Raw genomic sequence first — 25,910 nt, forward strand, 5'->3', positions numbered from 1 at the left:
GCTGGCGTTGCGCATGACTCGTACGTTGCGCGCCTAAGCACCACCACCCTTGTGGGAGCGAGCCTGCTCGCGAAGGCAGAGTGTCAGCGACATCAATGCTGACTGACACGCCGCTTTCGCGAGCAGGCTCGCTCCCACAAGGTTTTTAGCGTTGACCGGATAATTCGGTTTGCCCCACAAAGCGATTCTGGTATCTGATTGAGCCTTTCCCACCGGTAAAAGGATTTGCTCATGAGCTATCGCACACTGGGTCATTCGGGTCTGCAGGTGTCCACCCTGACCCTGGGCACGATGATGTTCGGCGAACAGACCAGTACCGAAGATTCCCTGCGGATCATCGACAAGGCCTGGGACCAGGGCATCAATTTCATCGACACCGCCGACGTCTATACCAACGGCCGCTCCGAGGAAATCGTCGGCGAGGCCATCGCCAGCCGCCGTCATGAATGGGTGTTGGCCACCAAGGTCGGCTTCGGTCCCGTGGACGGTGTGCCCAACCGCAGCGGCCTGAGCCGCAAGCATCTGTTCAATGGCATCGATGCCAGCCTGACGCGCCTGGGCACCGACTATCTGGACATCTACTACCTGCACCGCGAAGACCACAACACGCCGCTGGACGTCACGGTCTCGGCCATTGGCGACTTGATTCGCCAGGGCAAGATCCGCTATTGGGGCCTGTCCAATTATCGTGGCTGGCGCATCGCCGAAGTGATTCGCGTGGCTGACAGGCTCGGCGTCGACCGGCCGGTGATCAGCCAGCCGCTGTACAACATCGTCAACCGCCAGGCTGAAACCGAGCAGATCACCGCTGCGCAAAACTACGGTCTGGGTGTGGTGCCCTACAGCCCGCTGGCGCGCGGAGTGCTCAGCGGCAAGTACGCGCCGGATGTGAAACCGGACGCCAACAGCCGTGCCGGTCGCCAGGACAAACGCATCCTGGAAACTGAATGGCGCGTCGAATCCCTGCGCATCGCCCAGCAGATCCAGCAATACACCCAGGAGCGCGGTGTCGGCATCGTCGAGTTCGCGATTGCCTGGGTGCTGAACAACAGCGCCGTGACCTCGGCCATTGTCGGGCCGCGTACCGAAGCGCAATGGGACGCCTACACTAAGGCGCAGGCGGTGAAGATCACGGCCGAGGACGAGGCGTTCATCGATTCGCTGGTGACACCGGGGCATGCGTCGACACCGGGGTTCAATGATGTGAGCCATTTTGTGTCGGGGCGTACACCGCGTAACAACTGAGTGAACAGATAACCCATTGTGGGAGCGAGCTTGCTCGCGAAGGCGGAGTGTCAGCCACAACAATGCTGACTGACACAACGCCTTCGCGAGCAGGCTCGCTCCCACAGTTGGGCTGTATTGATTGATTGGTCAATATTCGTCTCGAAAACCACGTATCCTCCGCCCCCCCGTTTCACCTTCAACCTCGCGAGGACAGCTTGTCTAAAGGTATCGCTCTATCGGTTTCAGCCTCGGTGCTGTTTGCCGTCATGTATTACTACACGTCGCTGCTCACCCCCTTGAGCGGCGTGGAAATCTTCGGTTGGCGCATGCTGCTGACCGTGCCGTGCATGACCGTGTTCATGGTGGTGTCCGGCGAGTGGAAGCGCGTGCTGGAGATCGTACGGCGCGCCCTGGCCGATCCGAAGCTGATTGGCGCGCTGATCGCCTCCTCTGCCCTGCTCGGCGTGCAATTGTGGCTGTTCATGTGGGCGCCGCTGAACGGTTACAGCCTGGATGTATCCCTCGGCTATTTCCTGCTGCCGCTGACCATGGTGTTGACCGGGCGGATCGCCTATGGCGAACGCCTGTCGTACCTGCAAAAGGTCGCCGTGGTGTTCGCCTGCCTGGGCGTGGTCAACGAGGTGTATCAGGTCGGTGGTTTTTCCTGGGCGACCTTGCTGGTCTGCATTGGTTACCCGACTTACTTCGTTCTGCGCAAGCGGCTGGCAGCGGACAACCTCGGCGGCTTGTGGCTGGACATGGCGTTGACGCTGCCCGTAGCCTTCTGGTTCGTTCAGAGCGGTGCACAGGGTTTTGGCGTGTTTGACCAGCATCCATGGTTGTCGCTGCTGATACCGCTGCTCGGCGTGATCAGCGCGTCGGCGCTGGTGGTCTACATCATTGCCAGTCGCCTGCTGCCGTTCAGCCTGTTCGGCTTGTTGAGCTACGTCGAACCGGTGTTGTTGCTGGGCGTGGCGCTGCTGTTGGGAGAGAGTATCAAGGCCGGCGAATGGCTGACCTACATCCCGATCTGGATGGCGGTGCTGGTGCTGGTGTTTGAAGGGTTCAAGCACTTGGTGCGACAGCGTAGGCCTTAATCACCGACACAAAACAATGTGGGAGCGAGCTTGCTCGCGATAGCGGTTGTACATTCAACATCAATGTTGACTGACTCACCGTCATCGCGAGCAAGCTCGCTCCCACAGGTTTATCGGCGTAATGGTTTAGTCCGTGGACAACACGCCACGACGAACCTGGTCACGCTCGATGGATTCGAACAGCGCCTTGAAGTTGCCTTCGCCGAAACCGTCGTCACCCTTGCGCTGGATGAACTCGAAGAACACCGGACCCATCAGGGTTTCCGAGAAGATCTGCAACAGCAGACGCTTGTCGCCCGACTCGGACGAACCGTCCAGCAAGATGCCACGTGCCTGCAGTTCGCCGACCGGTTCGCCGTGGTTCGGCAAACGGCCTTCGAGCATTTCGTAGTAGGTGTCCGGCGGTGCGGTCATGAAGCGCATGCCGATGCTTTTCAGGTGATCCCAGGTCTTGAGCAGGTCATCGGACAGGAAGGCAACGTGCTGGATGCCCTCACCGTTGAACTGCATCAGGAACTCTTCGATCTGCCCGGCGCCCTTGGACGATTCTTCGTTCAGCGGGATGCGGATCATGCCATCGGGTGCGGTCATGGCCTTGGAGGTCAGGCCGGTGTACTCGCCCTTGATGTCGAAGTAGCGGATTTCGCGGAAGTTGAACAGCTTCTCGTAGAAGTTGGCCCAGTAGGCCATGCGACCGCGATACACGTTATGGGTCAAGTGATCGATGATCTTCAGGCCGGCACCGACCGGGTGGCGGTCAACGCCTTCGATGAACACGAAGTCGATGTCATAGATCGAGCTGCCTTCACCGAAACGGTCGATCAGGTACAGCGGCGCGCCGCCGATGCCTTTGATCGCCGGCAGGTTCAGCTCCATCGGGCCGGTTTCGATGTGGATCGGCTGGGCGCCGAGTTCCAGGGCACGCTTGTAGGCTTTCTGCGAATCCTTGACGCGGAACGCCATGCCGCACACCGACGGGCCGTGCTCGGCCGCAAAGTACGAGGCGACGCTGTGGGGTTCGTTGTTGAGGATCAGGTTGATCGCGCCCTGACGATACAGGTGCACGTCCTTGGAGCGGTGGGTCGCGACCTTGGTGAAGCCCATGATCTCGAAGATCGGCTCCAGGGTGTTCGGGGTCGGCGATGCGAGCTCGATGAATTCAAAGCCCATCAGGCCCATTGGGTTTTCGTATAAATCTGCCATGGTTGGCGCCTCATCATTTTTTATCAATTAACTAAGGTTAGTTGTAAGCAATGCTGAGACCGCTGGGTGGCGCACAGGAGATGCCTCGCACACTGCGGGCGAGAAAATCACCGTAGATCAGTTGAAACCCGAATATCTTCATTGTCGACCCAAGGCTCTTGCGGGCGAGGCTTCTGCTGCCAGAAGACGATTATTATTGTATGCGTAAACCGATTCTACACAGCGTAAATCAATTTGTCCGCCTTCTGTATCAAATCCCCTTTTTCCTTACCCGCGCAAGGGGTTTGTTGCAGAGGAAAATCCCCGCCAGTATCAGCCCGCCCCCCAGGCACATGGCCAGCGTCAACGGCTCATCGAGCAACAGCGCCCCCAGGATCACCGCTGTCAACGGGTTCAAGGCGATGAACACCCCGGATCGCGTCGCACCGATTTTGCGGATGCCGTCGTAGTAGCCAATGTACGCCAGCGCCGAACCCAGCACGCCGAGGTACAAAAGGCTCAACCATTGCTGCGCACCCAGGTGGGTGATCGCGGTGACACTCACCTCGCCACGGGCAAGGCAGGTCATCCAGAGCATGACGGTACCCAGCAGAATCGACCAGGTCACCGTTTGCACCGGTCCCAGGGTCTGGTTCAGCTCTCTGGAGCACAGCGAGTAGACGCCCCAGCCGAGCACGCAGCCGAAAATCAGCAGATCGCCGATCCAGGCATCGGTACCGGCGGCCAGTAATTGCGGGTTGCGACTGACGATCACCATGCTCGCGCCCGCCATGCAGATCGCGATACCGGCGACTTTCGCCCGGTTCAAACGCTCCTTGAACAGCAACCAGGAAGCCAGCCCGATCACCGCCGGGTTCAGCGCGACGATCAAGGATGCCCGTGAAGCGTTGATGTAATGCAGGCCATAAAAGAAGCACAGGTTGTAGAAGAAGATCCCGAAAAAGCCAAGCAAGACCAATTGCAGCCATTGCCGGGCGCCGGGCCGGAGCAGCGGTATCCGCGCTATGCGTACAAACAGCAGCAATGCCACGCTGGCCAGTAAAAACCGCAGGCTGGCAGCCAGCAACGGGCTGAGGCCGTCGGCCAGAAAGCGTCCGGCAACGAAGGTGCCGCCCCATACCATGCTGACGCCCGCCAGTTTCAGATACACCGGCAGATCCGAGGGTTTTGACAGGGTTTGCTCACAGATCGTCATAAGATTCCAGGGTCGGATATCGGAGAGATGATCTATCATTCAACTAATATCTAGTCATCGTAAAATGAGCAAACACTCATGACCCTCACTCAACTGGAGATTTTCTCCCTCGTGGCCGAACTCCACGGCTTCACGCCAGCGGCCAATCGCCTGGGCATTTCCCAATCGGCGGTATCCCATGCCTTGAAGTCTTTGGAGCAGGAACTGGGGGTCGAGTTGTTGCGCCGGCATCAAACCCGGGTCGAGCCAAGCGACATTGGCCAGCAGTTGCTGCTGCGCGCCCGCGCGATGCTGGGCCTGGCCAACACCCTGCGCCAGGAAGCGGCCGATGCGCGGGGCATGAAACGCGGCACGCTGCGTATCGGCTCGTTCGGGCCGACTTCATCGATCAAATTGTTGCCGTTGATTCTGCAGCAGTACCGCGCCGCCCATCCCGGCATAGAAGTGCATATCGACGAAGGCCCTGACCGCCAGGTGCTGCAGTGGCTGGAGGAGCGACGGATCGACATCGGCTTCGTGGTGTTGCCCGAGGAGCGTTTCGACACTGTCGCGCTGATCGAAGACCAGATGGTCGCGCTGCTGCCCGCCGACCACCCGCTGGCGGTTCACGACAGCCTGAACCTGAAGGACCTGTGCGACGTCCCGTTTGTGCTGACCGAGGCCGGTTCTTCGGAGCTGGTTTCCCGCCTGTTCACTGCGGCCCGACTGACGCCCAACATCCGTTATCGCTGCTCACAGCTGATGAGCACCCTCGATGTCGTCGCTCGTGGCGACGGGGTGACGGTAGTCGCCGAAGGTTCATTGCCCCATCAATCAGACAGCCGCTATGTGAAAAAACCGCTGTCGCCGACGGTGGTGCGCCAGGTCGGCCTGGCGGTACTCGATCGACGCCAGGCATCACCCGCGACGCTGGCCTTTATCGAACTGGCCGCAAGCCTCGACCTGCGTTGAGCGGCATAGCTACCAGCATAACGACCAAGGGCCAACTATCATGGCCATTACCCGAACTCTTTATGGGAGGCGTATTGCCCTGCCAGCTGTTGAGAGCCTTACTTCTTCGTGACGGGATTCGCGAATGCCGCTGAAAGCCAAAACCCGCAGTCGCAGCACGAAAATTGCTGTCACCCTGCTCAGTGGATTACTCCCGGTGCTGCTGGGGGCGACCATTCTTTATATGCAGGCAGGGCGGGCGCTCAAGCAAGACACCGAAAAAACCGCCGAGGAAGCGGTTCGTCAGTTCGACTTGATGCTCGACAACACCGCCCAGGCCGCTCGCGAACTGCTGCCGATGGCTGGTCAACGTTGCAGCGAGGTCAACCTGGCGCTGCGCGAGCAGGTCACCCGCCGCCCATTCGTGCGCTCGACCAGTCTGGTGTGGGATAACAACCTCTATTGCAGTTCGCTGTTCGGCGACTATCAGGAGACGGTCAGCCCCGGCGACTACACCCAAGGCGCTTTGTGGCTCATGAGCGGCAATCCGGTGACGCCCAACGCCTCCTTGCTGGTGTACCGCCTGAGCGAAGGAAAAAAAGGCGCGCTGACGACCCTCTATGGTTATCACTTGGGCAACGTTCTGCGCTTGATCGGCCGCCAGACCTTGCTGGTGCTGCAGGTTGGCCCGGACTGGATGTCCGCCGACGGCAAGGTTCACACCGGTGCCGCGCCTGAACTACCCGTTGCCCAGAGTCGTTTGACCTCCGGACACTATGCCTTTGCCGTGGAAGCCGGTTTCCCCGAAGGCGAAACCTGGCGATACATGAGCAGCGAGTATCCCCCCCTGTTCAGCCTGCTGATTTTCTTCGGTGTGATTGCCGGGTCAATTGGTCACTTCCTGCAAAAGCGCTCATCGGCCCCCACCCAGGAAATGCAACGGGCACTGGAAGCCGCAGAGTTCATTCCGTATTTCCAGCCCGTGGTGCATGGCGACAGCAAACGCTGGTCCGGTGCCGAAGTGCTGATGCGCTGGAAACATCCGAAGGAAGGCCTGGTGCGTCCGGACCTGTTCATCCCGTTTGCCGAGCACTCCGGACTGATCGTACCGATGACCCGTTCGCTCATGCGACAAACCGCCGCCCTGCTCGCGCCGCAATCCGCCGGATTCAACAAACCCTTTCATATTGGCATCAACATTACCGCCAGCCATTGTCAGGACCTGGACCTGGTCAAGGATTGCCGCGAGTTTCTCGATGCGTTCGAGCCAGGCTCGATCTACCTGATACTGGAACTGACCGAACGCGAACTGATCGAGCCAACGGCGATCACCCTGCAACTGTTCGAGCAACTTCGCGAACTGGGCGTGAAGATCGCCATCGACGATTTCGGCACGGGTCATTCAAGCCTTGGCTACCTGCGACAGTTCAATGTCGACTTCCTGAAAATAGACCAGAGTTTTGTTGCCATGATCGGCATCGACACCCTCTCCAGCCACATCCTCGACAGCATCATCGACCTGGCCGTCAAACTCGACCTTGCCCTGGTGGCCGAAGGTGTCGAAACCCGTGAGCAGAGTGATTACCTCAGCGCTCGTCAGGTCAACTTCCTGCAGGGTTATCTGTTCGGCAAACCCATGCCCGGCGCGGAATTCATTAGTGCATTAAGCGACCATTAACTCGAAAATTTAATCGATAAAACAACGACTACAGGCATCGATTTGAATCAAGACACTACTGCCCTTACATGAAGAAAAAGACAGGATTTACTCTTGGCCAATTAACTACTACAATTTTTCATGCCTGCGCTAATTTGGCAGGTGAGCCACTATCACCGAGTCGCTTCAAGGCTCTTGGCTTATAGCTTTGTTTGCGGTTGGTATCAGCCAAACACACTATTGGAGTAAAGATATTGTCCAGACTCGCTGAATTTCGTGCAGCCGAAAAGGCCCTTCAAGAACAGCTCAAGCAGTTGGAATCCCTGAAGAACGATGCCGGGCTCAAGAAAGAAATCGAATTCGAAGAGAAGCTCCAGGGCTTGATGAAAACCTATGGCAAGAGTTTGCGCGACATCATCGCCATTCTCGACCCGAACCCGGCAAAATCCGGTCTGCAGCAGGCAGCAGCACCGAAAACCCGCCGCGCTCGCGTGGTCAAGGTTTATCAGAACCCGCACACCGGCGAGCTGATTGAAACCAAGGGCGGCAATCACCGCGGCCTGAAAGCCTGGAAAGAACAGTACGGTGCAGCCACCGTTGACTCCTGGCTGCGCGGCTAACTCTCGCGGCGACAAAAAAGCCCTGCTTATGCAGGGCTTTTTCATGGGTTATCTAAATGCCCTTGGCGAGCACAAGACAACTACCTGACCGCCAACTATTTTGTGCTTAATCCATTTGGATATCTAAAATTTTTTTCATGCATCGAAAAAGCACTGTCGCCAACTAAAGTTTCAAGCTGTTACGGGCAGCGTCTATTTCATCCTGGCTCGCCTTATAAGCCTCGGCCTGCCCTGCGTAGGAAAAAACATAGGCCTTATCGGCATCCACCGCGGCCACCAATGTTTGCGAAAGCACATGCCTGCCGTTTTGCGTGACGGTGCAGGTTGTTTCCAGCGCGGCCAATCGACTCAAGGTAGTCGGATGAATTCGCGTGCAGACACTTTGATACCCACCCTGAAAGAAGTCTTTTTGAACTGACTTGCGCATCTCCAGCAATACGCCTTCGAGGTTTACCTGATGATCGCTTTGTACCGGGCTCATGGTCAGTTCCATCACCAGGAGCGGCGATCCATCCTGATCATTTTTCACCGCCCGCTGGCGACTGACCCCCGACGCTGAGTCAGGTACGTCTTCGATCTGCCAGCCTTGCGGCCAGGTCACCACTGGCGCATCGGCACGAGCAGCGCCCGCGAGCGAACACACGCTCAGCAGGATAAACAGCAGGTTACGGAATCGAATCATTGCAATCGGCACTCACGGATCAAGCCGTAAAGTCTGGGCCCAGGCCGGCTGTCAGGCAATAGCCGACTGTTTGGGTTTGGTGATGTCCGAACCCTTGCGTATCATTGTCACCATTCGTTAGCCCACATATTTCCCGGAGGGCCCATGAGCCTGCACGAATTGAACACCTTCCCCGGCGTCACCGCCCAACCGGACACCGCTACGCAGAAGTTTGTCTTCAACCACACCATGCTGCGGGTCAAGGACATCACCAAGTCCCTGGACTTCTATACACGCATCCTGGGTTTTACCCTGGTGGAAAAACGCGACTTCCCGGAAGCCGAGTTCAGCCTGTATTTCCTGGCGCTGGTCGACAAAAACCAGATCCCGGCCGATGCCGCCGCGCGCACCGAGTGGATGAAATCGATCCCCGGTATTCTGGAGCTGACCCACAACCATGGCACCGAGAACGACCCGGACTTCGCCTACCACAACGGCAACACCGACCCGCGCGGTTTCGGCCATATCTGCATCTCGGTGCCGGACATCGTCGCCGCCTGCGAGCGCTTTGAAGCACTGGGCTGCGATTTCCAGAAGCGCCTGAGCGATGGCCGCATGAAGAGCCTGGCATTCATCAAGGACCCGGACGCCTACTGGGTCGAGATCATTCAGCCAGCGCCGCTGTAAAGCAAAATCAAAAGATCGCAGCCTGCGGCAGCTCCTACAGAGCGGCGATCTTTTGACCCAAACAAAAACCCCATGATCGCTCCCCTCTGTAGGAGCGAGCTCGCTCGCGATAAACCTGAGAACACCGCGGGGCACCTGCCAACCCGCGTTATCGTTGACGACCATCGCGAGCAAGCTCGCTCCCACATTGGTAATGTGCAAGACACAAAAAACCCCATGATCGTTCATGGGGTTTTGTGTTTTCAGCGCCGGGACTTATGCCGGGGCGGAAGTCCGGATCAGGTGATCGAAGGCGCTTAGCGAAGCCTTGGCGCCCTCGCCCACGGCGATCACGATCTGCTTGTACGGCACAGTGGTCACGTCGCCGGCGGCGAACACACCCGGCACCGACGTTTCACCGCGAGCATCGACGATGATCTCGCCACGGGGTGACAGCTCAATGGTGCCCTTGAGCCAATCGGTATTGGGCAGCAAACCGATCTGCACAAAGATCCCTTCCAGCTCCACACTGCGCACTTCGTCGCTCTGGCGATCCTTGTAGCGCAGGCCGTTGACCTTCTGACCGTCGCCGGTGACTTCAGTGGTTTGCGCACTGGTGATCACGGTGACGTTCGGCAGGCTGTGCAACTTGCGCTGCAACACCGCATCGGCGCGCAACTGAACGTCGAACTCCAGCAGCGTGACGTGGGACACGATACCCGCCAGGTCGATGGCCGCCTCGACGCCGGAGTTACCGCCGCCAATCACTGCCACGCGCTTACCCTTGAACAGCGGGCCGTCGCAGTGCGGGCAGTACGCCACGCCTTTGTTGCGGTATTCCTGCTCGCCCGGGACGTTCATTTCACGCCAGCGCGCTCCAGTTGCCAGAATCACGGTCTTGGCTTTGAGCGATGCGCCGCTGGCGAAGTGAATCTGGTGCAACTCGCCATTCTTGCCGGGCACCAACTTGTCGGCACGCTGCAGATTCATGATGTCCACGTCGTACTGCTTGACGTGCTCTTCCAGGGCCACGGCCAGTTTCGGCCCTTCGGTTTCCTGCACCGAGATGAAGTTTTCGATGGCCATGGTGTCCAGCACCTGACCACCAAAACGCTCGGCCGCGACACCAGTGCGAATGCCTTTGCGGGCCGCATAGATGGCCGCCGAAGCACCGGCCGGGCCACCGCCGACCACCAACACGTCAAAGGCTTCCTTGGCGCTGATTTTCTCGGCCTGGCGTTCAATGCCGCTGGTGTCGATCTTGGCGAGGATTTCTTCCAGGCCCATGCGGCCCTGACCGAAGTTCACGCCGTTCAGGTAGATGCTGGGCACGGCCATGATCTGGCGTTCATCGACTTCAGCCTGGAACAGCGCGCCGTCGATGGCGACGTGGCGAATGTTCGGGTTAAGTACCGCCATCAGGTTCAGCGCCTGGACCACGTCCGGGCAGTTCTGGCACGACAGCGAGAAGTAAGTTTCGAAGTTGAACTCGCCTTTGAGCGAGCGAATCTGTTCGATCACTTCGACACTGGCTTTGGACGGATGACCGCCAACTTGCAGCAAGGCCAGCACCAGCGAAGTGAATTCATGGCCCATCGGGATGCCGGCAAAACGCAGGCTGATGTCGGCTCCCGGGCGATTGATCGAGAACGATGGCTTGCGTGCATCATCACCGTTGTCGAGCAAAGTAATCTGGGTGGAAAGACTGGCAACGTCTTTCAACAGTTCGAGCATTTCCTGGGATTTCGCACCGTCGTCGAGGGAAGCAACGATCTCGATCGGCTGAGTGACCCGTTCCAGGTACGATTTCAACTGGGCTTTAAGATTGGTGTCCAACATACGGGCGATTTCCTTTTTGCTTTTGCGAAGACATAAAAAAACGCCCGAGCGAATCTCGCCCGGGCGTTTTTATTGGGCGGTGCAGCTTACCGAGTAGGTGCGGAGTTCCGCCCTGATGGTGCGATCACAGACTTAGATCTTGCCGACCAGGTCCAGGGACGGCGCCAGAGTGGCCTCGCCTTCTTTCCACTTGGCTGGGCAAACCTGGCCCGGGTGAGCAGCGACGTACTGGGCTGCCTTGATCTTGCGCAGCAGCTCGGAAGCGTCACGGCCTACACCGCCGTCGTTCAGTTCAACGATCTTGATCTGGCCTTCCGGGTTGATCACGAAGGTGCCACGGTCCGCCAGGCCTGCTTCTTCGATCAGCACGTCGAAGTTGCGGGAGATGGCGTGGGTCGGGTCGCCGATCATGGTGTACTGGATTTTGCCGATGGCTGGCGAAGTGTTGTGCCAGGCAGCGTGGGCAAAGTGGGTGTCGGTGGAAACGCTGTAGATCTCGACGCCCAGCTTCTGGAAGGCGTCGTAGTTGTCAGCCAGGTCTTCCAGCTCGGTCGGGCAGACGAAGGTGAAGTCGGCCGGGTAGAAGAACACGACAGACCACTTGCCTTTCAGGTCGGCGTCCGAGACTTTTACGAAGTCGCCATTTTTGAATGCATCAGCTTTGAACGGTTTAACTTGGCTGTTGATGATAGGCATCGTTGACTCTCCGTCAGGGGTTAAGAAGTTGATGGAGAGAACTTTACCCACTCGACGAACGGAAGGCTCATTGGCAAACCTGATGCTGCTGATTGGCTTTAGCTATTAGCCAGCTGTATTAATAGAAGAAAACGGTATCTAGGGTGACACGGGCTTTTCCGTAAGCCGCGCCATCCCGAGGAATGGACTGGCTTCGATGTAACGCATGGCCGACTTCATGTCCTTCCAGCCCACATAACTCATCAGCGACTTCAGATCCCAGCCACTTTGATGCGCCCAGGTCGCAAAGCCGCGGCGCAAGGAATGGCTGGTGTAGAGTTCGCCGGCAATGCCGGCGCGCGCCAACGCCTGGCGCAACAAGGGGATCACGCTGTTGGCGTGCAAGCCCACCTCGCCCAGATGCCCCCAGCGATCGATGCCACGAAACACCGGCCCACGCACCAGTGCCGCTTCGGTGATCCAGTCGATGTAAGCCTGCACCGGACACAAACGCTGCAAGGCCGGCGTCTGATAAGTCTTGCCGAGGTTGTCGCGATCACTCTTGCTGCGCGGCAGATAGAGGCTGATGCCGGAACCGGCACTGGCCTGCACGTGTTCAACCTGAACCCTGCACAACTCGTCGCTGCGAAAGCCGCGCCAGAAGCCCAGCAGGATCAACGCCATGTCGCGCCTGGCTCGCAGCAACCCCGGGCGGTCGCCTTCGGCCTTTGCGATTTGCACTTCCAGCTCCAGACGACTGACCACCTGCTCCAGGTGTTGAAGCTGCAAGGGTTCGGCCTGTTTTTCCTGGGCCGGGTGCAACGCGCGGATGCCCTTGAACACCTTGCGCACCATCGGCGCCTTGGTGGGATCGGCAAAACCCTGGCTGTTGTGCCACTGCGCCAAGGCCGACAAGCGCAGCTTCAGCGTATTGATCGACAACACCCCGGCATGCGCCACCAGGTAGCGCGCCACGCTGTCGCCGGTTGCCGGCAGAAATCCGCCCCACGTGACTTCGAAGTGTTCGATGGCTGCCCGATAGCTGCGACGGGTGTTGTCGCGAGTCGCGGCTTGCAGATAGCGATCCAGATCGCTCATAGGGCATGAACCTGTTTTAACCGACTGACTGTAGGAGCGAGCTCGCTCGCGATAATCGTTAACGATGACGCTGGTTGGCAGATGCCCCGCGGCGGTCTTGGGGTCATCGCGAGCAAGCTCGCTCCTACAGAGGTTTGTGTACGGAAATAGCGCGAGGAATACCTCGAAACTGCTATCACACGGGGTAATACCAGTATATCCCGTGTTAAATAGATTCAGCATTTAACTTTATCAATTGAATGGTACAATGTGTTTTTACGTGGTACGTACCACATCAACAAAACCCGGGAGATCTCATGGCACGCGGCGGTGTAAATAAAGCGGTGGTGCAAGCCGCTCGGTTGGCGATCCTCGCCCGTGGCGAAAACCCCAGCATCGATGCCGTACGGATCGAAATGGGCAATACCGGCTCGAAAACCACGATTCATCGCTACCTCAAAGAGCTCGATGACAGGACCGAGACAGTCGAAGCGCCCGCGGAACCGATTGACGACGAACTGATGGCGCTGGTGGCGCGGCTCGCCCAAAGACTCAAGGAGCAGGCGCAGGAGCCCATCGACCAGGCGCGCACGCAGTACGAGGAACAACGCAAGGCGCTGGAGAATCAGCTCAGCGAAGCGCAAGAGGCCAACAGCGAACTGCACCAGCAATATGAGTTCCAGAGCCTGGCACTGACTCAGGAATCCGAGGCCCTGCAAGAAACCCGCGCCACACTGCAAACGGAGCAAACCCGTAACGCCGGGATGAACCAGGCACTGGCCGATTTCGAATTGCGTTTGAAAGACAAGGACGAGCAGATCCGCTCCCTTGAGGAAAAGCACCTGCACACTCGCGACGCACTGGAGCACTACCGCAATGCGGTCAAGGAGCAGCGCGAACAGGAAATGAGTCGCCACGAAGGCCAGGTGCAACAGCTACAGATGGAACTGCGCCAGGCACAACAAAGCGCGCTGGTACGCCAGGATGAAATCACCCAGTTGCACCGCGACAACGAACGCTTGCTGACTGAAAACCGTGGCACGCTGCGCGAGCTGAGCTTGCTGCAGGAACAGCTCAAGCAAAGCAATACCCGCCAGGATCAGTTGCTGGAACAGGCCACCCGCGTCGACGGCGAGCGCACCCTCCTCCAGGAACGCCTGCGCGTCGCCCTGCTGGAAAGTCAGGCGCTCAAACAGAACGTCGAGGAGCAGTCGCAGCTCAACAAGTCATTGGAAATTGAACTGACCAGGACCCGGACGGATCTGGAAGAACGCGTACGTCTGGCCGCGACCCTTGCGGCAGCGGCAGACGCAGCGAAGGACGATTAACCGGCGACCGGCGTGCGCATGGTGACGAACTCTTCGGCGGCCGTCGGGTGCACGCCGATGGTTTCGTCGAAGTCGCGTTTGGTGGCACCGGCCTTCAAGGCAATCGCCAGGCCCTGCACGATCTCACCGGCCTCCGGGCCGACCATGTGGCAACCCAATACCTTGTCGGTCCTGGCATCCACCACCAGCTTCATCAGCGTGCGCTCCTGGCATTCTGTCAGGGTCAGCTTCATTGGCCGGAAGCGGCTTTCGAAGATCTGCACGTCGTGGCCGGCTTCGCGGGCCTCCTCTTCGGTCAAACCGACGGTGCCGATGTTCGGTAGGCTGAACACCGCCGTCGGGATCATCTTGTAATCCACCGCACGATACTGCTCAGGCTTGAACAAGCGGCGCGCAACCGCCATGCCTTCAGCCAGCGCGACCGGCGTCAGTTGAACACGGCCGATCACATCACCCAGCGCCAGGATCGACGGCTCGGCGGTCTGATACAGCTCATCAACCTCGACAAAGCCCTTCTTGTCGAGCTTGACCCCGGTGTTTTCCAGCCCGAGATTGTCCAGCATCGGACGACGCCCGGTGGCGTAGAACACACAGTCGGCTTCCAGCTGGCGGCCGTCCTTGAGCGTGACTTTCAGGCTGCCATCGACCTGCTTGTCGATGCGCTCGATGTCCGCATTGAATTGCAGGTCCATGCCGCGCTTGGTCAACTCTTCCTGCAAATGCTTGCGCACGGAACCGTCAAAGCCGCGCAGGAACAGTTCGCCGCGATACAGCAACGTGGTCTCGGCACCCAGTCCATGGAAGATCCCGGCGAACTCGACGGCAATGTAGCCACCGCCCACCACCAACACCCGCTTGGGCAGCTCTTTGAGGAAGAATGCCTGGTTGGAACTGATGGCATGCTCGTGCCCCGGAATCTCCGGAATCTGTGGCCAGCCGCCGGTCGCGATCAGGATGTTCTTCGCGGTAAAGCGCTCGCCATTGATCTCGACCTGATGCGGATCGACGATCTTCGCGTGCCCCTCATGCAAGGTCACGCCGCTGTTGACCAGCAGGTTGCGATAAATGCCATTGAGGCGATTGATCTCGCGGTCCTTGTTGGCGATCAGCGTCGCCCAATCGAACTGCGCTTCATCCAGGCTCCAGCCAAAACCGGACGCCTGCTCGAAGTCCTCGGCGAAGTGCGCACCGTAAACCAGCAATTTTTTCGGCACGCAGCCGACGTTCACACAGGTGCCGCCCAGGTAGCGACTCTCGGCCACCGCCACTTTCGCGCCAAACCCGGCGGCAAACCGCGCAGCCCGCACACCGCCGGAACCGGCACCAATCACATAAAGGTCAAAATCGTAGGCCATTTTCAATCTCCTCGGCAGGCCAACAGCATACCTGCGGACGGCCGCTGAGCAAGCATTGTGCTGAAATGCTCGGGCCGGGCAATGCACGACCCAATCTTCGTTTACGATCAATGCCCCTCTGCGGATTGCGTTTTCGGTGTCCGCAGAGTGCGCCAAGCAATCAAAATCGCCATGAGTGCCAAGCCGAACGTCACCCACGAAACCAAACCGACTCCACCTTCGAATGCCCTTCCCGCCTGCGCCATCAATTCCCTTGCTTGATCACCCGACAAGTCTGCCGCCACATGATAGGCGCCAGACAGCGTCTCACTCGCCAGCATCATCTGCACTTCGCTCAGGAACCCCGGAAGCTGCAATGCACCGCGATAGTAGGCGGTGACGACACCACCTAGCACTGTCGTCCCCAAAACTACGCCCACTTCATAGGCCGTTTCGCTAATGGCCGACGCGGCGCCTGCCTTTGCCGGCGGTGCGGCAGACAAAATCACATCATTGGACACCGTCGCGATCGCGCCCACGCCAATGTTCAGCAAGGCAAAAGCCACCACCAGAACGGTCAGGCTACTGCCCATACTGGCGACCAGCAAAAACGCCGCTCCAGCAAACGCCATCAAAATCGGTATCAGCACATGCACCTGTAATCGCCGTGCAACTGGCACGACCGCCATCCCCACTATAATCGCCATAACCTGACCAGGAACCAACGCGAGGCTAGCACTCAAGGGCGACATCTGAAGAACGATCTGCAGGAACTGAGTGGTAAAGAATACGAAGCCGACGAGAAACGCGAGACTCATCAAATTGATCGCGACAGAGCCGCTAAAGGTGCCACTGCGGAACAGACTCAGGTCCATCAGCGGCACTGGCAGACGTAACTGTCGACACACAAACATCCAGCCCGCAACTGCGCCTACAGCAAATGCTGCCAGCACCATCCAGTCGATACCATTACTGGCGCTGTGTTTAATGCCATAAACAATGGCACCAAGAGCTACCATCGATTGCAGAATGCTTATCGGATCCAACGGTCCTGAAGCATCTCGCCCGGATTCGGGCAATAACAGTGGCCCCAATACCAGCAGTGGTACCAACACGGGCACCGCCAACAGGAAAATCGATCCCCAACTGAAGAATTCCAGCAACACCCCGCCCACCAAAGGACCGAGTGCCGAACCGACCGTCAACGTCGTTGCCCAGATCGCGACTGCCAGTCTGCGTTCTTCTCGGTCCTCGAACACCGAACGTATCAACGCCAGCGTCGAGGGCATCAGCATTGCACCGAAAACGCCCATACAAGCTCGCCCGGCAATCAGTTGCGTGGCGGTATCGGAATACGCGGTTAGCGCCGACACAATGGCAAAACCCAAGGATCCGGCCAGCAACAACTTACGATGGCCGACTCGATCTCCCAAACTACCCATCGACACCAGCAACCCCGCCAATACCAGCGAATAAGCATCAATCATCCACAACTGCTGGCTAGCGCTCGGACGCAGGGCCTCGGCAATTTTTGGCAACGCGAATCCAAGTACCGTATTGTCAATTGTTACCAGCAGTACCGGTAGCATCAATACGCTTAGAGCCAACCACCGCTTTAGGGTCACGCATCCTTTTAACGCCATTCTCGAAACTCCATTTCCTCATAAACCCCCAGCGACTTTAAGCCCGCCGTTCACGTGACATTAGTCACGCCGAGCAAGCCGGGTCTGATACATCACATTTAATACAAAGGTTTTTAGCCGCAACAATCATCGTTTGCCCCTGCCATTAACAAATCAGGATTTTCTTTCGCAGCGCCTACCGATGGATGTCAGGTGATGCCTACCTTCTCGCCCCCTGCGTACTTGAGTCCGCACAAAAGCAAACGCCCCGAACAAGTCGGGGCGTTTGCCTGGGCCTTCATCTGTTTGTTGTTACACAACCAGAGAAGGTGAATTCAATACAAGCAGCTCAAGCGCTATCAGTAAGCCTTGCCCGTCTTGTAGAAGTTCTCGAAGCAGAAGTTGGTCGCTTCGATGTAGCCTTCGGCGCCACCGCAGTCGAAACGCTTACCCTTGAACTTGTAGGCCATGACGCAGCCGTTCTGGGCCTGCTTCATCAGGGCGTCGGTGATCTGGATTTCACCGCCCTTGCCTGGCTCGGTTTGTTCGATCAGGTCGAAGATGTCCGGGGTCAGGATGTAGCGGCCGATGATGGCCAGGTTCGACGGTGCGTCTTCCGGCTTTGGCTTTTCAACCATGCTGTGTACGCGGTAGATGTCGTCACGGATCATCTCGCCGGCGATCACGCCGTACTTGTTGGTTTCTTGCGGATCGACTTCCTGGATGGCCACGATCGAGCAGCGGAACTGCTTGTACAGCTTGACCATCTGGGTCAGCACGCCGTCGCCTTCGAGGTTGACGCACAGGTCATCGGCCAGTACCACGGCGAACGGCTCGTCGCCGATCAGCGGGCGGCCGGTGAGGATCGCGTGGCCCAGGCCTTTCATTTCGGTCTGACGGGTGTAGGAGAACGAGCATTCGTCGAGCAGCTTGCGGATGCCGACCAGGTATTTTTCCTTGTCGGTGCCCTTGATCTGGTTTTCCAGCTCGTAGCTGATGTCGAAGTGGTCTTCCAGGGCGCGCTTGCCGCGGCCGGTGACGATGGAGATTTCGGTCAAGCCGGCATCCAGTGCTTCTTCGACGCCGTACTGGATCAGTGGCTTGTTCACCACCGGCAGCATTTCTTTGGGCATGGCTTTAGTCGCTGGCAGGAAGCGAGTACCGTAACCGGCTGCTGGGAACAAGCATTTCTTGATCATATAAGTCCTTGAAAGGGCTGTGTGTACGAGTTTCGGCGCAGTCTAATCAGGCGGCGTGCACCTTACAATGCCCCCGCGCTGGCTAACTGATGCCAACATAGAGAATTATTCTGGCGGATAGTTCCCTGTGAGGTTGCACAGGCGATTGCACAGCCTCTTATGCATAGCAGAGACTGGCGCAAATGCACGGCTTTCTACCGCCCGAAACCCCTCACCATACGCCCATCGGCACCCGTTGCGTGCGTTTGCCGGTATCATGGCGCGATTGAACCAGACAACGAGGCAAATAGATGTCGGAAGCAAAAAGCGTCAACGGATTCCTGATCAACAAGATGAAAGACGGTCAATGGTGGGTGACCAGTGTCGCCGGTGAAAATATCGCCGGGCCTTTCCCTTCCGAAGCCCTGGCAATCGAAGTGGCCTCGGTGCTGGAACTGGAGCACCCGGAACCCAAGCGACGTGGCAAGGACAAGAGCTGATCGACGCTCCTCTCGAATAGCCCTGTCTTAGCACAGGGCTTTTTTATGGTACTTCACGGAATCCCGGGGAACACTGATTACGAAATATCTGTAGGAGCTGCCGAAGGCTGCGATCTTTTGATCTTGAAAAACAAAATCAAAAGATCGCAGCCTTCGGCAGCTCCTACAAGGGTCGGGTTGACCTCACAACTCCGACTTCAAACTGGATCAAGATGATCGAGATCGGCTCGGCATGTAGCCCTTGCCGGACGGTGGCAGCCTGGTATTTATGGCGGGTGCCCACCCACTAGACCGCATCACGGTCCCTGTAGGAGCTGCCGAAGGCTGCGATCTTTTGATCTTGATCGGAACACCGAAAAAGAAGTGGCCTTTGGCTATAACCTTTTGAGTCCGGCGCTGTCTCAGCCTTAGCCCACCCCCCTGACGATGATCAAGCCATGAATAAAATTTTGCCTTTGCTAACGGTACTGGCCCTGAGCGGCTGCGCAACGTCGGAAGAAACCTACCTGGGCAACGGAGAGCAGGGTCTGACGATCGATTGCTCGGGAGAGGCGAATTCCTGGGCCGCCTGCTACGAAAAGGCCGATGCCTCCTGTGCAGGTACCGGCTACCGGATTGTCGGCACCGACGGCACGCCAGCGCTCAAGGTCAGTGAAAAAACCCTCGGCGCCGATATCGGCAATTACAAGAACCGCAGCGTCGTGGTGGTCTGCAAATAAGGGGCTCGACCCTACAGATGAATCTCGGCGAACCTGATCCCGAGTCCACGCACCGTTTCAATCAGATCGTCGAGTTTGCCAAAGGACTCGACTTCGTCATTGTCATCCACCAGGAAATAGCTGCGCCCCGCGCTTTTCTTGAAAAACACGATCCATTCCCCCAGCTCCGCCGGATTCTGGATCACATGGGTGGCAGAGATAAGTCCCTCTGCATGGCGCTCCCGGACCTGCTCTCGTTTCATCGTCGACTCCAGAAATGACGATGCCGCCAAAAACAGGCTTTGGCGGCATCGGTGCTGTTGGTCGATAGTTTATCAGCCGGAAATGCACTCGGTGGCAGCCTTCTGTACATCCTTTGGACGCACCGGGACATTGGACATGCTCTCGTGCAGCTTGATGCTGCTGCCACCCGAGCGCTCTTCAATGTCGAATATGGCTGACGGCCCCGTGGAAAACTTGAGCGGCACGATCACACGCAGGCCATCCTTGTGCGGCTCGATTTGCAAGGCGCCACGACTGTCGGCCAGTTTTTCGCTGAGGCATTGCGCATATTCATGGGGTTTCTTGCCAGAAATCACGCTCATGGTCGGCAGTGACTCGTTGATGTCAGAGACGTTCGCACAACCGCTCACCAATGCCGCCAGCGAAACAACCCACAAACCCCACTTCATACAAAACCTCCGATAAAGAGGCTCGGACAACGCAGATGCGTTTTTTCTCCGAGGCAAACTGCTTTATCGCTCATCAAAGGTGAAATTAGCGTTTTTAATTGTCAAAGCGGCCGGATAATAAGGCCTTCGGGCTGATAAACTGCGCCCATCGCCCATGCTATCGTTTTGATTTTGTAGAAAAAGCCCTTCTGGAGGCGCCCCATGAAATTTATCCATCAGCGCGAGCACCTCAATGAAGACGACATCGTCGTCATTCAATGCTCCCAAATGTGCAACATCCGTTTGATGAACGACGCCAACTTCCGCAGCTTCAAGAATGGCGGCCGTCACACCTATCACGGCGGTGCATTCGACACGTTTCCGGCGCGGATCACCGCCCCCAGCACCGGTTTCTGGAACATCACGATCGACACCGTCAACCGCCGCGCTATCAGCGTGACGCGCAAGCCCACCCTGACGCACTCGATCAAAATCATTCGCCGTTCCAGCACGAAACTGAGCTGATCAGCACACCCGAAACACAAGACAGGCAGATACGACCGTGGCCCAAACGACCAAGTACGTCATCAAATACAAACTCAACGGTGAACGCCGCTTCGAGTTTGCCCAGCTTGAAAACGGCACCGCAGAAGAAGCCAAAGCGGCGCTGGATGCCATTCATGGACAGGACGACGTCATCAGCGAAATCAGCGTCAGCAAAGCGCTGTAACGCAATCCGGAGCGACAATGGACGTCGGCTCCCGTTCGCAGTTCGACCGCAAGCGCCGGAGTGCCTGCTTCATTCATGTCTTCCAGACTGGCCACCTCAACCCCAAGAGGCCCGGCGATGAGCGAGCAATATCTGGACCGGCTGGACTGGCCCCGGCTCGAACAGCAACTTGACCTGGACGGCTACGCCGTCATCCCTTCACTGCTGAGCCACAAGGCTTGTGATCAGGTCAGCGCCCTGTACCCCCGGACCGAGTCCTTTCGCTCGCACGTGGTGATGGCTCGTCACGGCTTCGGCCGCGGCGAGTACAAGTATTTCAGCTACCCGTTACCGGACCTTGTGGCGCGCTTGCGCAGCGCGCTCTACCCGCGCCTGGCGCCCATCGCCAATCGCTGGCATGAACAGATGGGTTTGCCGCAGCGTTTTCCTGACACTCATCCTGCCTTCCTCGAGCGCTGTCATGCCGCTGGTCAGAACCGTCCGACACCCTTATTGCTGCAATATGGTCCGCAGGACTACAACTGCCTGCATCAGGATCTGTACGGTGAGCATGTTTTCCCGCTGCAAGTGGCGATTCTGCTGTCGGATCCCGATCAAGACTTCAGCGGCGGCGAATTTGTCATGACCGAACAACGCCCGCGAATGCAGTCACGGCCGATGGTCATCGACCTGAAGAAAGGTGACGGGCTGATCTTTGCCGTCAACCAGCGGCCGGTCAAAGGCACTCGCGGTTACTACCGCGTGACCCTGCGCCATGGCGTGAGTCGCCTGCACAGCGGCAAACGGCATACCCTTGGAATCATCTTTCACGATGCGACATGAGCCCATGAACCCGCTGACTTTCGATCTGTTTGCCGATGCAGAGCCCGAGCAAGAGCCCAGGCGCGAGCAGATCGGCGAACAATCCTGGGTGCTCAGAGGCTTCGCCCTGCCCTGGCTCGAGCGCTTGCTACCCGCTCTGGAAGCAGTGCTGGCGGCCGCGCCGTTTCGGCAGATGGTCACACCCGGCGGCTTTACCATGTCGGTCGCCCTGAGCAGTTGTGGCACATTCGGCTGGACCACTGACCGCAGCGGTTATCGATACACCCGCGATGATCCACAGACCGGTCAGCCCTGGCCAATGATGCCCGAGGTGTTTTTCCAACTGGCACAAGCGGCGGCGCAGGCTGCGGGTTTCAGCGGTTTTGTGCCGGATTCCTGCCTGATCAATCGCTACATCTCCGGGGCAAAAATGTCATTGCATCAAGACAAGGACGAACTTTCCTACGCAGCCCCCATCGTTTCGGTATCGCTGGGCCTGCCGGCGATGTTCCTGTTCGGCGGCTTTGCCCGCAGTGACAAAAGCCAGCGCATCCCCCTGCTGCATGGTGACATCGTGGTCTGGGGTGGCGTGGATCGCCTGCGTTATCACGGCGTATTGCCGATCAAGGACGGCTGCCACCCGAGACTGGGCGAGCAACGCATCAACTTCACCTTCCGCACCGCCGGATGAAGACTTCGAATTTGACCGCAAGCGCCGGAGTGTGTGGGAATTGCCCCATGGTTAATGTGCAGGCAACTCCTCAAAGGACGTGACGCCATGACAACCCAATCGACCAAGATCACCATCGAAAACGATCCGCGCTGGGCCGCCGTGGTCGCGCGCGACCCCAAGGCTGACGGACAGTTTGTCTATGCCGTGAAGACCACAGGCATCTACTGCAACCCCAGCAGCCTTGCGCGCCTGCCCAAGCCACACAATGTCGTATTCTTCGATAGCGCCGAACAGGCCCGGGCCGCGGGTTATCGTCCGAGCAAGCGCGCGGCAAAGGATCAGAGCGAACTCGCCGCGCAGCATGCCGCCACCGTGGCCGCTGCCTGCCGCCAGATTGAAAGCGCCGAAACGCTGCCCACCCTGGGCGAATTGGCCGAGGCGGCGGGATTGAGCAGCTTCCACTTCCATCGCGTGTTCAAAGCCGTCACCGGCCTGACGCCCAAGGGCTACGCCGATGCCCATCGTTCGCGCAAGGTGCGCGAGCGCCTGGCAGACGGCGGCTCGGTGACCGATGCCCTGTATGACGCCGGCTTCAACTCCAACAGCCGGTTTTACGAAGCGGCAGACCAGTTGCTCGGAATGAAGCCCGGGGACTACCGCGCTGCTGGGCAAAACAACGACATTCGTTTTGCCGTGGGCCAGTGCTCGCTGGGAGCGATTCTGGTGGCGCAGAGTGAGCGCGGGGTTTGTGCGATTTTGCTCGGTGATGATCCGCACCAACTGGTCTGTGATCTGCAAGACAAGTTCCGGCGAGCCAACCTGATAGGTGCCGATCATGAATTCGAGCAATTGATTGCCAGGGTCGTCGGCTTTATCGAGGCGCCGGCCATTGGCCTGGACCTGCCATTGGACGTGCGCGGCACCGCGTTTCAGGAGCGTGTCTGGCAAGCGCTGCGGGAGATTCCCGTTGGCAGCACGGCGAGCTATGCCGATGTCGCGCTACGCATCGGTTCGCCGAAAGCCGTTCGCGCCGTGGCTCAAGCCTGCGGCGCGAACAGCCTGGCCGTGGCGATCCCGTGCCATCGCGTGGTGCGCAGCGATGGCAATCTCTCGGGCTATCGCTGGGGTGTCGAGCGCAAACGCCAGTTGCTGGAGCGCGAATCGCGGTAATCAGCGATTCACATCCACCACCACGCGCCCGCGCAACTGCCCGGCAAGCAAGCGCGGCGCGGCCTCGATGGCGTCGCTCAAGCCGATTTCGTGACTGATCAGCGGCAACAGGTTGAAGTCCAGGTCCTTGGCCAAGCGACTCCAGGCCTCCACGCGCTTGGCTTTGGGCTGGGTCACGCTGTTGATGCCGGCCAGGGTCACACCGCGCAGGATGAACGGCGCAACGGACGCCGGAAAGTCCATGCCCTGCGCCAAACCGCAGGCCGCGACAGTGCCATTGGCCTTGGTGCTGGCGCACGCATTGGCCAGGGTGTGGCTGCCGACCGAATCGATGACGGCCGCCCAGCGCTCCTTGGCCAAGGGTTTGCCCGGCTCGGACAGCGTGGCGCGATCGATGATTTCGCTGGCGCCCAGCTGCTTCAGGTAGTCGTGCTCCGACGTACGCCCGGTGGACGCGACCACCCGGTAGCCGAGCTTGCTCAGCAACGCGATGGCGAAACTGCCGACGCCACCGTTGGCACCAGTGACCAGGACTTCGCCCTGCCCGGGCGTCACACCGTTATGCTCCAAGGCCAGGATGCACAACATGGCCGTGTAGCCCGCCGTACCGACGGCCATCGCCTGGGCGGCGGTGAATGCCTTGGGCAACGGAATCAGCCAGTCACCGTTCAGGCGAGCCTTCTGCGCCAGGCCGCCCCAATGCCCTTCCCCTACGCCCCAGCCATTGAGCAGGACATGGTCACCGACCTTGTAATCCGGATGCCCGCTGACTTCGACGACACCGGCCAGGTCAATGCCCGGCACCATCGGGAATTTGCGCACCACCGGACTGCTGCCGGTGATTGCCAGGCCATCCTTGAAGTTCAGCGTGCTGTAGGCGACACGCACCGTGACATCGCCCTCGGGCAACTGATCGTCCTGGATCTCTTGCAGTGTGGCCCGGTAACCGCTGTCGTCTTTGTCGATCAAAATACCTTTGAACATTACGGCCCCTCAATGGAATCAGTCGGGTTGTGATGCAATTGAAATAACACATGGCAACAGATTGCCGTACCCGACTTTAAGCCAATCAGCCAACGCATGGGGCGCTGAAGAAAGCCCGGCGAAGTGAAATGACGACTGGTCTTGCGCCAGTCGTTGCGTTACAAATCCTGTTCTAGCGTCCCTGCCCGGATTCAACGTCGGAGAACACAGCACATGAACCAATGGCCAGATACCCGCATTCTTGACCTGCTCGGGATCGAGCTGCCGATCATTCAGGCGCCGATGGCCGGAGCCCACAACTGGGCCATGGTGATTGCAGCCTGCAATGCGGGTGGCCTGGGCTCGATGCCAGCGGCGATGCTCAGCACGGATCAACTGCGCGAAGAGCTGAAAACGATCCGCCAACACACCCAGCGCCCGATCAACGTCAATTTTTTCTGTCATCAAACTCCAGCCCCTGATGAGCAACGCGCGCAGGACTGGAAAAACCTGCTGCAACCCTACTACCAGGAACTTGGCGCCGATTTCGATGCGCCAACACCGGTGTCCAATCGGGCACCGTTCGATGACGCGGCCTGCCAAGTGATCGAAGAGTTTCGCCCCGAGGTGGTGAGCTTTCACTTTGGCCTGCCGGAAAAATCCCTGCTCGACCGGGTCAAAGCCACCGGTGCGAAGGTGCTGTCCTCGGCCACCACCGTCGAAGAAGCCGTGTGGCTGGAGCAGCATGGTTGCGATGCAATCATCGCCATGGGCTACGAAGCCGGAGGCCATCGCGGGATGTTTCTCAGCAATGACCTGAGCAGTCAGGTGGGCACGTTCGCCTTGGTGCCGCAAGTCGTCGATGCGGTGAAAGTGCCCGTGATTGCCGCCGGCGGCATTGCTGATGCACGAGGCGTCGCCGCTGCTTTCATGCTGGGGGCTTCGGCGGTGCAGGTGGGCACGGCGTACCTGTTCACCCCGGAGGCCAAGGTCAGCCCGTCCCATCACAAAGCCTTGCGCACCGCCAAGGAAAGCGAAACGGCCATCACCAACGTGTTCACCGGTCGCCCGGCCCGGGGCATCCTTAACCGGGTCATGCGTGAACTGGGGCCCATGAGCGCCAAGGCTCCGGCCTTCCCCCTGGCCGGTGGCGCGTTGATGCCGTTGCGGGCCATAGGTGAAGCAGACTTCAGCAACCTCTGGGCCGGCCAGGCATTTACTCTCGGCGTGGAATTGACCACCGAGGCATTGACTCGAAAACTGGCTGAAGAAGGTTTAGCGAGGCTGCTGCGTCGCCCCTGAACATCACTTTGCGTTAAAATTGTATACAATTTTTTGACAGCTCATTCCGTTTAAAGGCAATTCGCTATATATTTCTGTACATAACGATTCACC

27 protein-coding genes and 1 pseudogene are annotated in these 25,910 nt (G+C 58.5%); 16 read left to right on the forward strand and 12 right to left on the reverse strand.

The features are described from left to right. The first annotated feature begins 231 nt into the window (after positions 1-231). Positions 232-1,245: an aldo/keto reductase gene (locus AC3WJW_RS26920; RefSeq protein ID WP_493728095.1), complete on the forward strand. Its 1,014-nt coding sequence runs from the start codon at positions 232-234 to the stop codon at positions 1,243-1,245. Between the two features lie 197 nt (positions 1,246-1,442). After that, complete coding sequence (gene rarD / locus AC3WJW_RS26925) at positions 1,443-2,324, forward strand: EamA family transporter RarD (RefSeq protein ID WP_493728096.1); 882 nt, start codon at positions 1,443-1,445, stop codon at positions 2,322-2,324. A gap of 126 nt (positions 2,325-2,450) precedes the next feature. On the opposite strand, the gene hppD is transcribed toward rarD, so the two are convergent. Further along, positions 2,451-3,527, reverse strand: coding sequence for a 4-hydroxyphenylpyruvate dioxygenase (gene hppD, locus AC3WJW_RS26930; RefSeq protein ID WP_007979060.1), 1,077 nt, complete (start codon positions 3,525-3,527; stop codon positions 2,451-2,453). Positions 3,528-3,777: 250 nt separating this feature from the next. After that, entirely contained in the window at positions 3,778-4,722 is a 945-nt protein-coding gene (locus AC3WJW_RS26935; protein ID WP_493728097.1) for a DMT family transporter, read from the reverse strand. A gap of 78 nt (positions 4,723-4,800) precedes the next feature. Here AC3WJW_RS26935 and AC3WJW_RS26940 point away from each other — a divergent pair, with 78 nt between their 5' ends. From AC3WJW_RS26940 to AC3WJW_RS26950, 3 genes are all read left to right on the forward strand, one after another. Further along, positions 4,801-5,673 carry a LysR family transcriptional regulator gene (locus AC3WJW_RS26940; RefSeq protein WP_493728098.1) on the forward strand — a complete coding sequence of 291 codons (873 nt, stop codon included), beginning with the start codon at positions 4,801-4,803 and terminating at the stop codon, positions 5,671-5,673. A 124-nt stretch (positions 5,674-5,797) separates the two neighbouring features. After that, positions 5,798-7,330, forward strand: a complete 1,533-nt coding sequence (locus tag AC3WJW_RS26945) for an EAL domain-containing protein (RefSeq protein ID WP_493728099.1) — start codon at positions 5,798-5,800, stop codon at positions 7,328-7,330. A 233-nt stretch (positions 7,331-7,563) separates the two neighbouring features. Further along, positions 7,564-7,929 (forward strand): histone-like nucleoid-structuring protein, MvaT/MvaU family, encoded by a 366-nt coding sequence (locus AC3WJW_RS26950; protein ID WP_008075430.1) that lies wholly within the window; start codon positions 7,564-7,566, stop codon positions 7,927-7,929. Between the two features lie 163 nt (positions 7,930-8,092). On the opposite strand, the gene AC3WJW_RS26955 is transcribed toward AC3WJW_RS26950, so the two are convergent. Next, the gene (locus AC3WJW_RS26955) at positions 8,093-8,611 is read right to left on the reverse strand and encodes a DUF4946 domain-containing protein (protein WP_493728100.1); all 519 of its coding nucleotides are present in this window, start codon (positions 8,609-8,611) and stop codon (positions 8,093-8,095) included. 144 nt (positions 8,612-8,755) lie between these two features. On the opposite strand from AC3WJW_RS26955, the gene gloA reads away from it, so the two are divergent. Continuing rightward, a complete protein-coding gene (gene gloA / locus AC3WJW_RS26960; RefSeq protein ID WP_095966630.1) occupies positions 8,756-9,277 on the forward strand; it encodes a lactoylglutathione lyase in 522 nt (173 codons plus the stop codon). A 255-nt stretch (positions 9,278-9,532) separates the two neighbouring features. On the opposite strand, the gene ahpF is transcribed toward gloA, so the two are convergent. The 3 genes from ahpF to AC3WJW_RS26975 form a co-directional block, all read right to left on the reverse strand. Further along, entirely contained in the window at positions 9,533-11,095 is a 1,563-nt protein-coding gene (gene ahpF, locus AC3WJW_RS26965; protein ID WP_493728101.1) for an alkyl hydroperoxide reductase subunit F, read from the reverse strand. 132 nt (positions 11,096-11,227) lie between these two features. Further along, a complete protein-coding gene (gene ahpC / locus AC3WJW_RS26970) occupies positions 11,228-11,791 on the reverse strand; it encodes an alkyl hydroperoxide reductase subunit C (protein WP_007975937.1) in 564 nt (187 codons plus the stop codon). A gap of 138 nt (positions 11,792-11,929) precedes the next feature. Then, the gene (locus AC3WJW_RS26975) at positions 11,930-12,868 is read right to left on the reverse strand and encodes a site-specific integrase (protein WP_493728102.1); all 939 of its coding nucleotides are present in this window, start codon (positions 12,866-12,868) and stop codon (positions 11,930-11,932) included. Between the two features lie 296 nt (positions 12,869-13,164). On the opposite strand from AC3WJW_RS26975, the gene AC3WJW_RS26980 reads away from it, so the two are divergent. After that, the gene (locus AC3WJW_RS26980; RefSeq protein WP_493728103.1) at positions 13,165-14,175 is read left to right on the forward strand and encodes a DNA-binding protein; all 1,011 of its coding nucleotides are present in this window, start codon (positions 13,165-13,167) and stop codon (positions 14,173-14,175) included. On the opposite strand, the gene gorA is transcribed toward AC3WJW_RS26980, so the two are convergent. The 3 genes from gorA to galU all read right to left on the reverse strand — a co-directional run bounded on the left by gorA (position 14,172) and on the right by galU (position 18,330). After that, positions 14,172-15,530: a glutathione-disulfide reductase gene (gene gorA, locus AC3WJW_RS26985; protein ID WP_493728104.1), complete on the reverse strand. Its 1,359-nt coding sequence runs from the start codon at positions 15,528-15,530 to the stop codon at positions 14,172-14,174. The two genes, AC3WJW_RS26980 and gorA, sit on opposite strands and share 4 nt — an antisense overlap. 107 nt (positions 15,531-15,637) lie before the next feature. Next, entirely contained in the window at positions 15,638-17,152 is a 1,515-nt protein-coding gene (locus AC3WJW_RS26990; RefSeq protein ID WP_493728105.1) for an MFS transporter, read from the reverse strand. Positions 17,153-17,490: 338 nt separating this feature from the next. Further along, complete coding sequence (gene galU, locus AC3WJW_RS26995; protein ID WP_102702148.1) at positions 17,491-18,330, reverse strand: UTP--glucose-1-phosphate uridylyltransferase GalU; 840 nt, start codon at positions 18,328-18,330, stop codon at positions 17,491-17,493. A gap of 290 nt (positions 18,331-18,620) precedes the next feature. Between galU and AC3WJW_RS27000 the strand changes: the two genes are divergently transcribed. From AC3WJW_RS27000 to AC3WJW_RS27010, 3 genes and pseudogenes are all read left to right on the forward strand, one after another. After that, positions 18,621-18,809 carry a hypothetical protein gene (locus tag AC3WJW_RS27000; protein ID WP_493728106.1) on the forward strand — a complete coding sequence of 63 codons (189 nt, stop codon included), beginning with the start codon at positions 18,621-18,623 and terminating at the stop codon, positions 18,807-18,809. A gap of 209 nt (positions 18,810-19,018) precedes the next feature. Further along, positions 19,019-19,099: pseudogene (locus tag AC3WJW_RS27005) on the forward strand (DNA-3-methyladenine glycosylase 2 family protein); the annotation flags it as partial. Positions 19,100-19,246: 147 nt separating this feature from the next. Beyond that, a complete protein-coding gene (locus AC3WJW_RS27010; RefSeq protein WP_104447300.1) occupies positions 19,247-19,528 on the forward strand; it encodes a hypothetical protein in 282 nt (93 codons plus the stop codon). A gap of 11 nt (positions 19,529-19,539) precedes the next feature. Here the strand turns inward: AC3WJW_RS27010 and AC3WJW_RS27015 are convergent, their stop codons facing one another. Further along, positions 19,540-19,770 (reverse strand): hypothetical protein, encoded by a 231-nt coding sequence (locus AC3WJW_RS27015; protein WP_007975952.1) that lies wholly within the window; start codon positions 19,768-19,770, stop codon positions 19,540-19,542. 72 nt (positions 19,771-19,842) lie between these two features. Then, the gene (locus tag AC3WJW_RS27020; protein WP_493728107.1) at positions 19,843-20,199 is read right to left on the reverse strand and encodes a hypothetical protein; all 357 of its coding nucleotides are present in this window, start codon (positions 20,197-20,199) and stop codon (positions 19,843-19,845) included. 201 nt (positions 20,200-20,400) lie between these two features. Here AC3WJW_RS27020 and AC3WJW_RS27025 point away from each other — a divergent pair, with 201 nt between their 5' ends. The 5 genes from AC3WJW_RS27025 to ada all read left to right on the forward strand — a co-directional run bounded on the left by AC3WJW_RS27025 (position 20,401) and on the right by ada (position 23,552). Beyond that, a complete protein-coding gene (locus tag AC3WJW_RS27025) occupies positions 20,401-20,703 on the forward strand; it encodes a DUF1883 domain-containing protein (RefSeq protein WP_007912251.1) in 303 nt (100 codons plus the stop codon). A 37-nt stretch (positions 20,704-20,740) separates the two neighbouring features. Then, complete coding sequence (locus AC3WJW_RS27030) at positions 20,741-20,908, forward strand: hypothetical protein (RefSeq protein WP_007985513.1); 168 nt, start codon at positions 20,741-20,743, stop codon at positions 20,906-20,908. Positions 20,909-21,025: 117 nt separating this feature from the next. Next, a complete protein-coding gene (locus AC3WJW_RS27035) occupies positions 21,026-21,730 on the forward strand; it encodes a 2OG-Fe(II) oxygenase (protein WP_493728108.1) in 705 nt (234 codons plus the stop codon). After that, complete coding sequence (alkB, locus tag AC3WJW_RS27040; protein WP_493728109.1) at positions 21,720-22,400, forward strand: DNA oxidative demethylase AlkB; 681 nt, start codon at positions 21,720-21,722, stop codon at positions 22,398-22,400. The genes AC3WJW_RS27035 and alkB overlap by 11 nt, the downstream gene beginning before the upstream one ends. An 87-nt stretch (positions 22,401-22,487) precedes the next feature. Continuing rightward, positions 22,488-23,552: a bifunctional DNA-binding transcriptional regulator/O6-methylguanine-DNA methyltransferase Ada gene (gene ada, locus AC3WJW_RS27045; RefSeq protein ID WP_493728110.1), complete on the forward strand. Its 1,065-nt coding sequence runs from the start codon at positions 22,488-22,490 to the stop codon at positions 23,550-23,552. Here the strand turns inward: ada and acuI are convergent, their stop codons facing one another. Beyond that, the gene (gene acuI / locus AC3WJW_RS27050) at positions 23,553-24,536 is read right to left on the reverse strand and encodes an acrylyl-CoA reductase (NADPH) (RefSeq protein ID WP_493728111.1); all 984 of its coding nucleotides are present in this window, start codon (positions 24,534-24,536) and stop codon (positions 23,553-23,555) included. It abuts the gene before it with no gap. A gap of 213 nt (positions 24,537-24,749) precedes the next feature. Here acuI and AC3WJW_RS27055 point away from each other — a divergent pair, with 213 nt between their 5' ends. Continuing rightward, positions 24,750-25,817, forward strand: a complete 1,068-nt coding sequence (locus AC3WJW_RS27055) for an NAD(P)H-dependent flavin oxidoreductase (RefSeq protein ID WP_493728112.1) — start codon at positions 24,750-24,752, stop codon at positions 25,815-25,817. The last annotated feature ends 93 nt before the right edge of the window (positions 25,818-25,910 follow it).

It is taken from the genome of Pseudomonas sp. GW821-FHT07G06, from assembly GCF_058986625.1.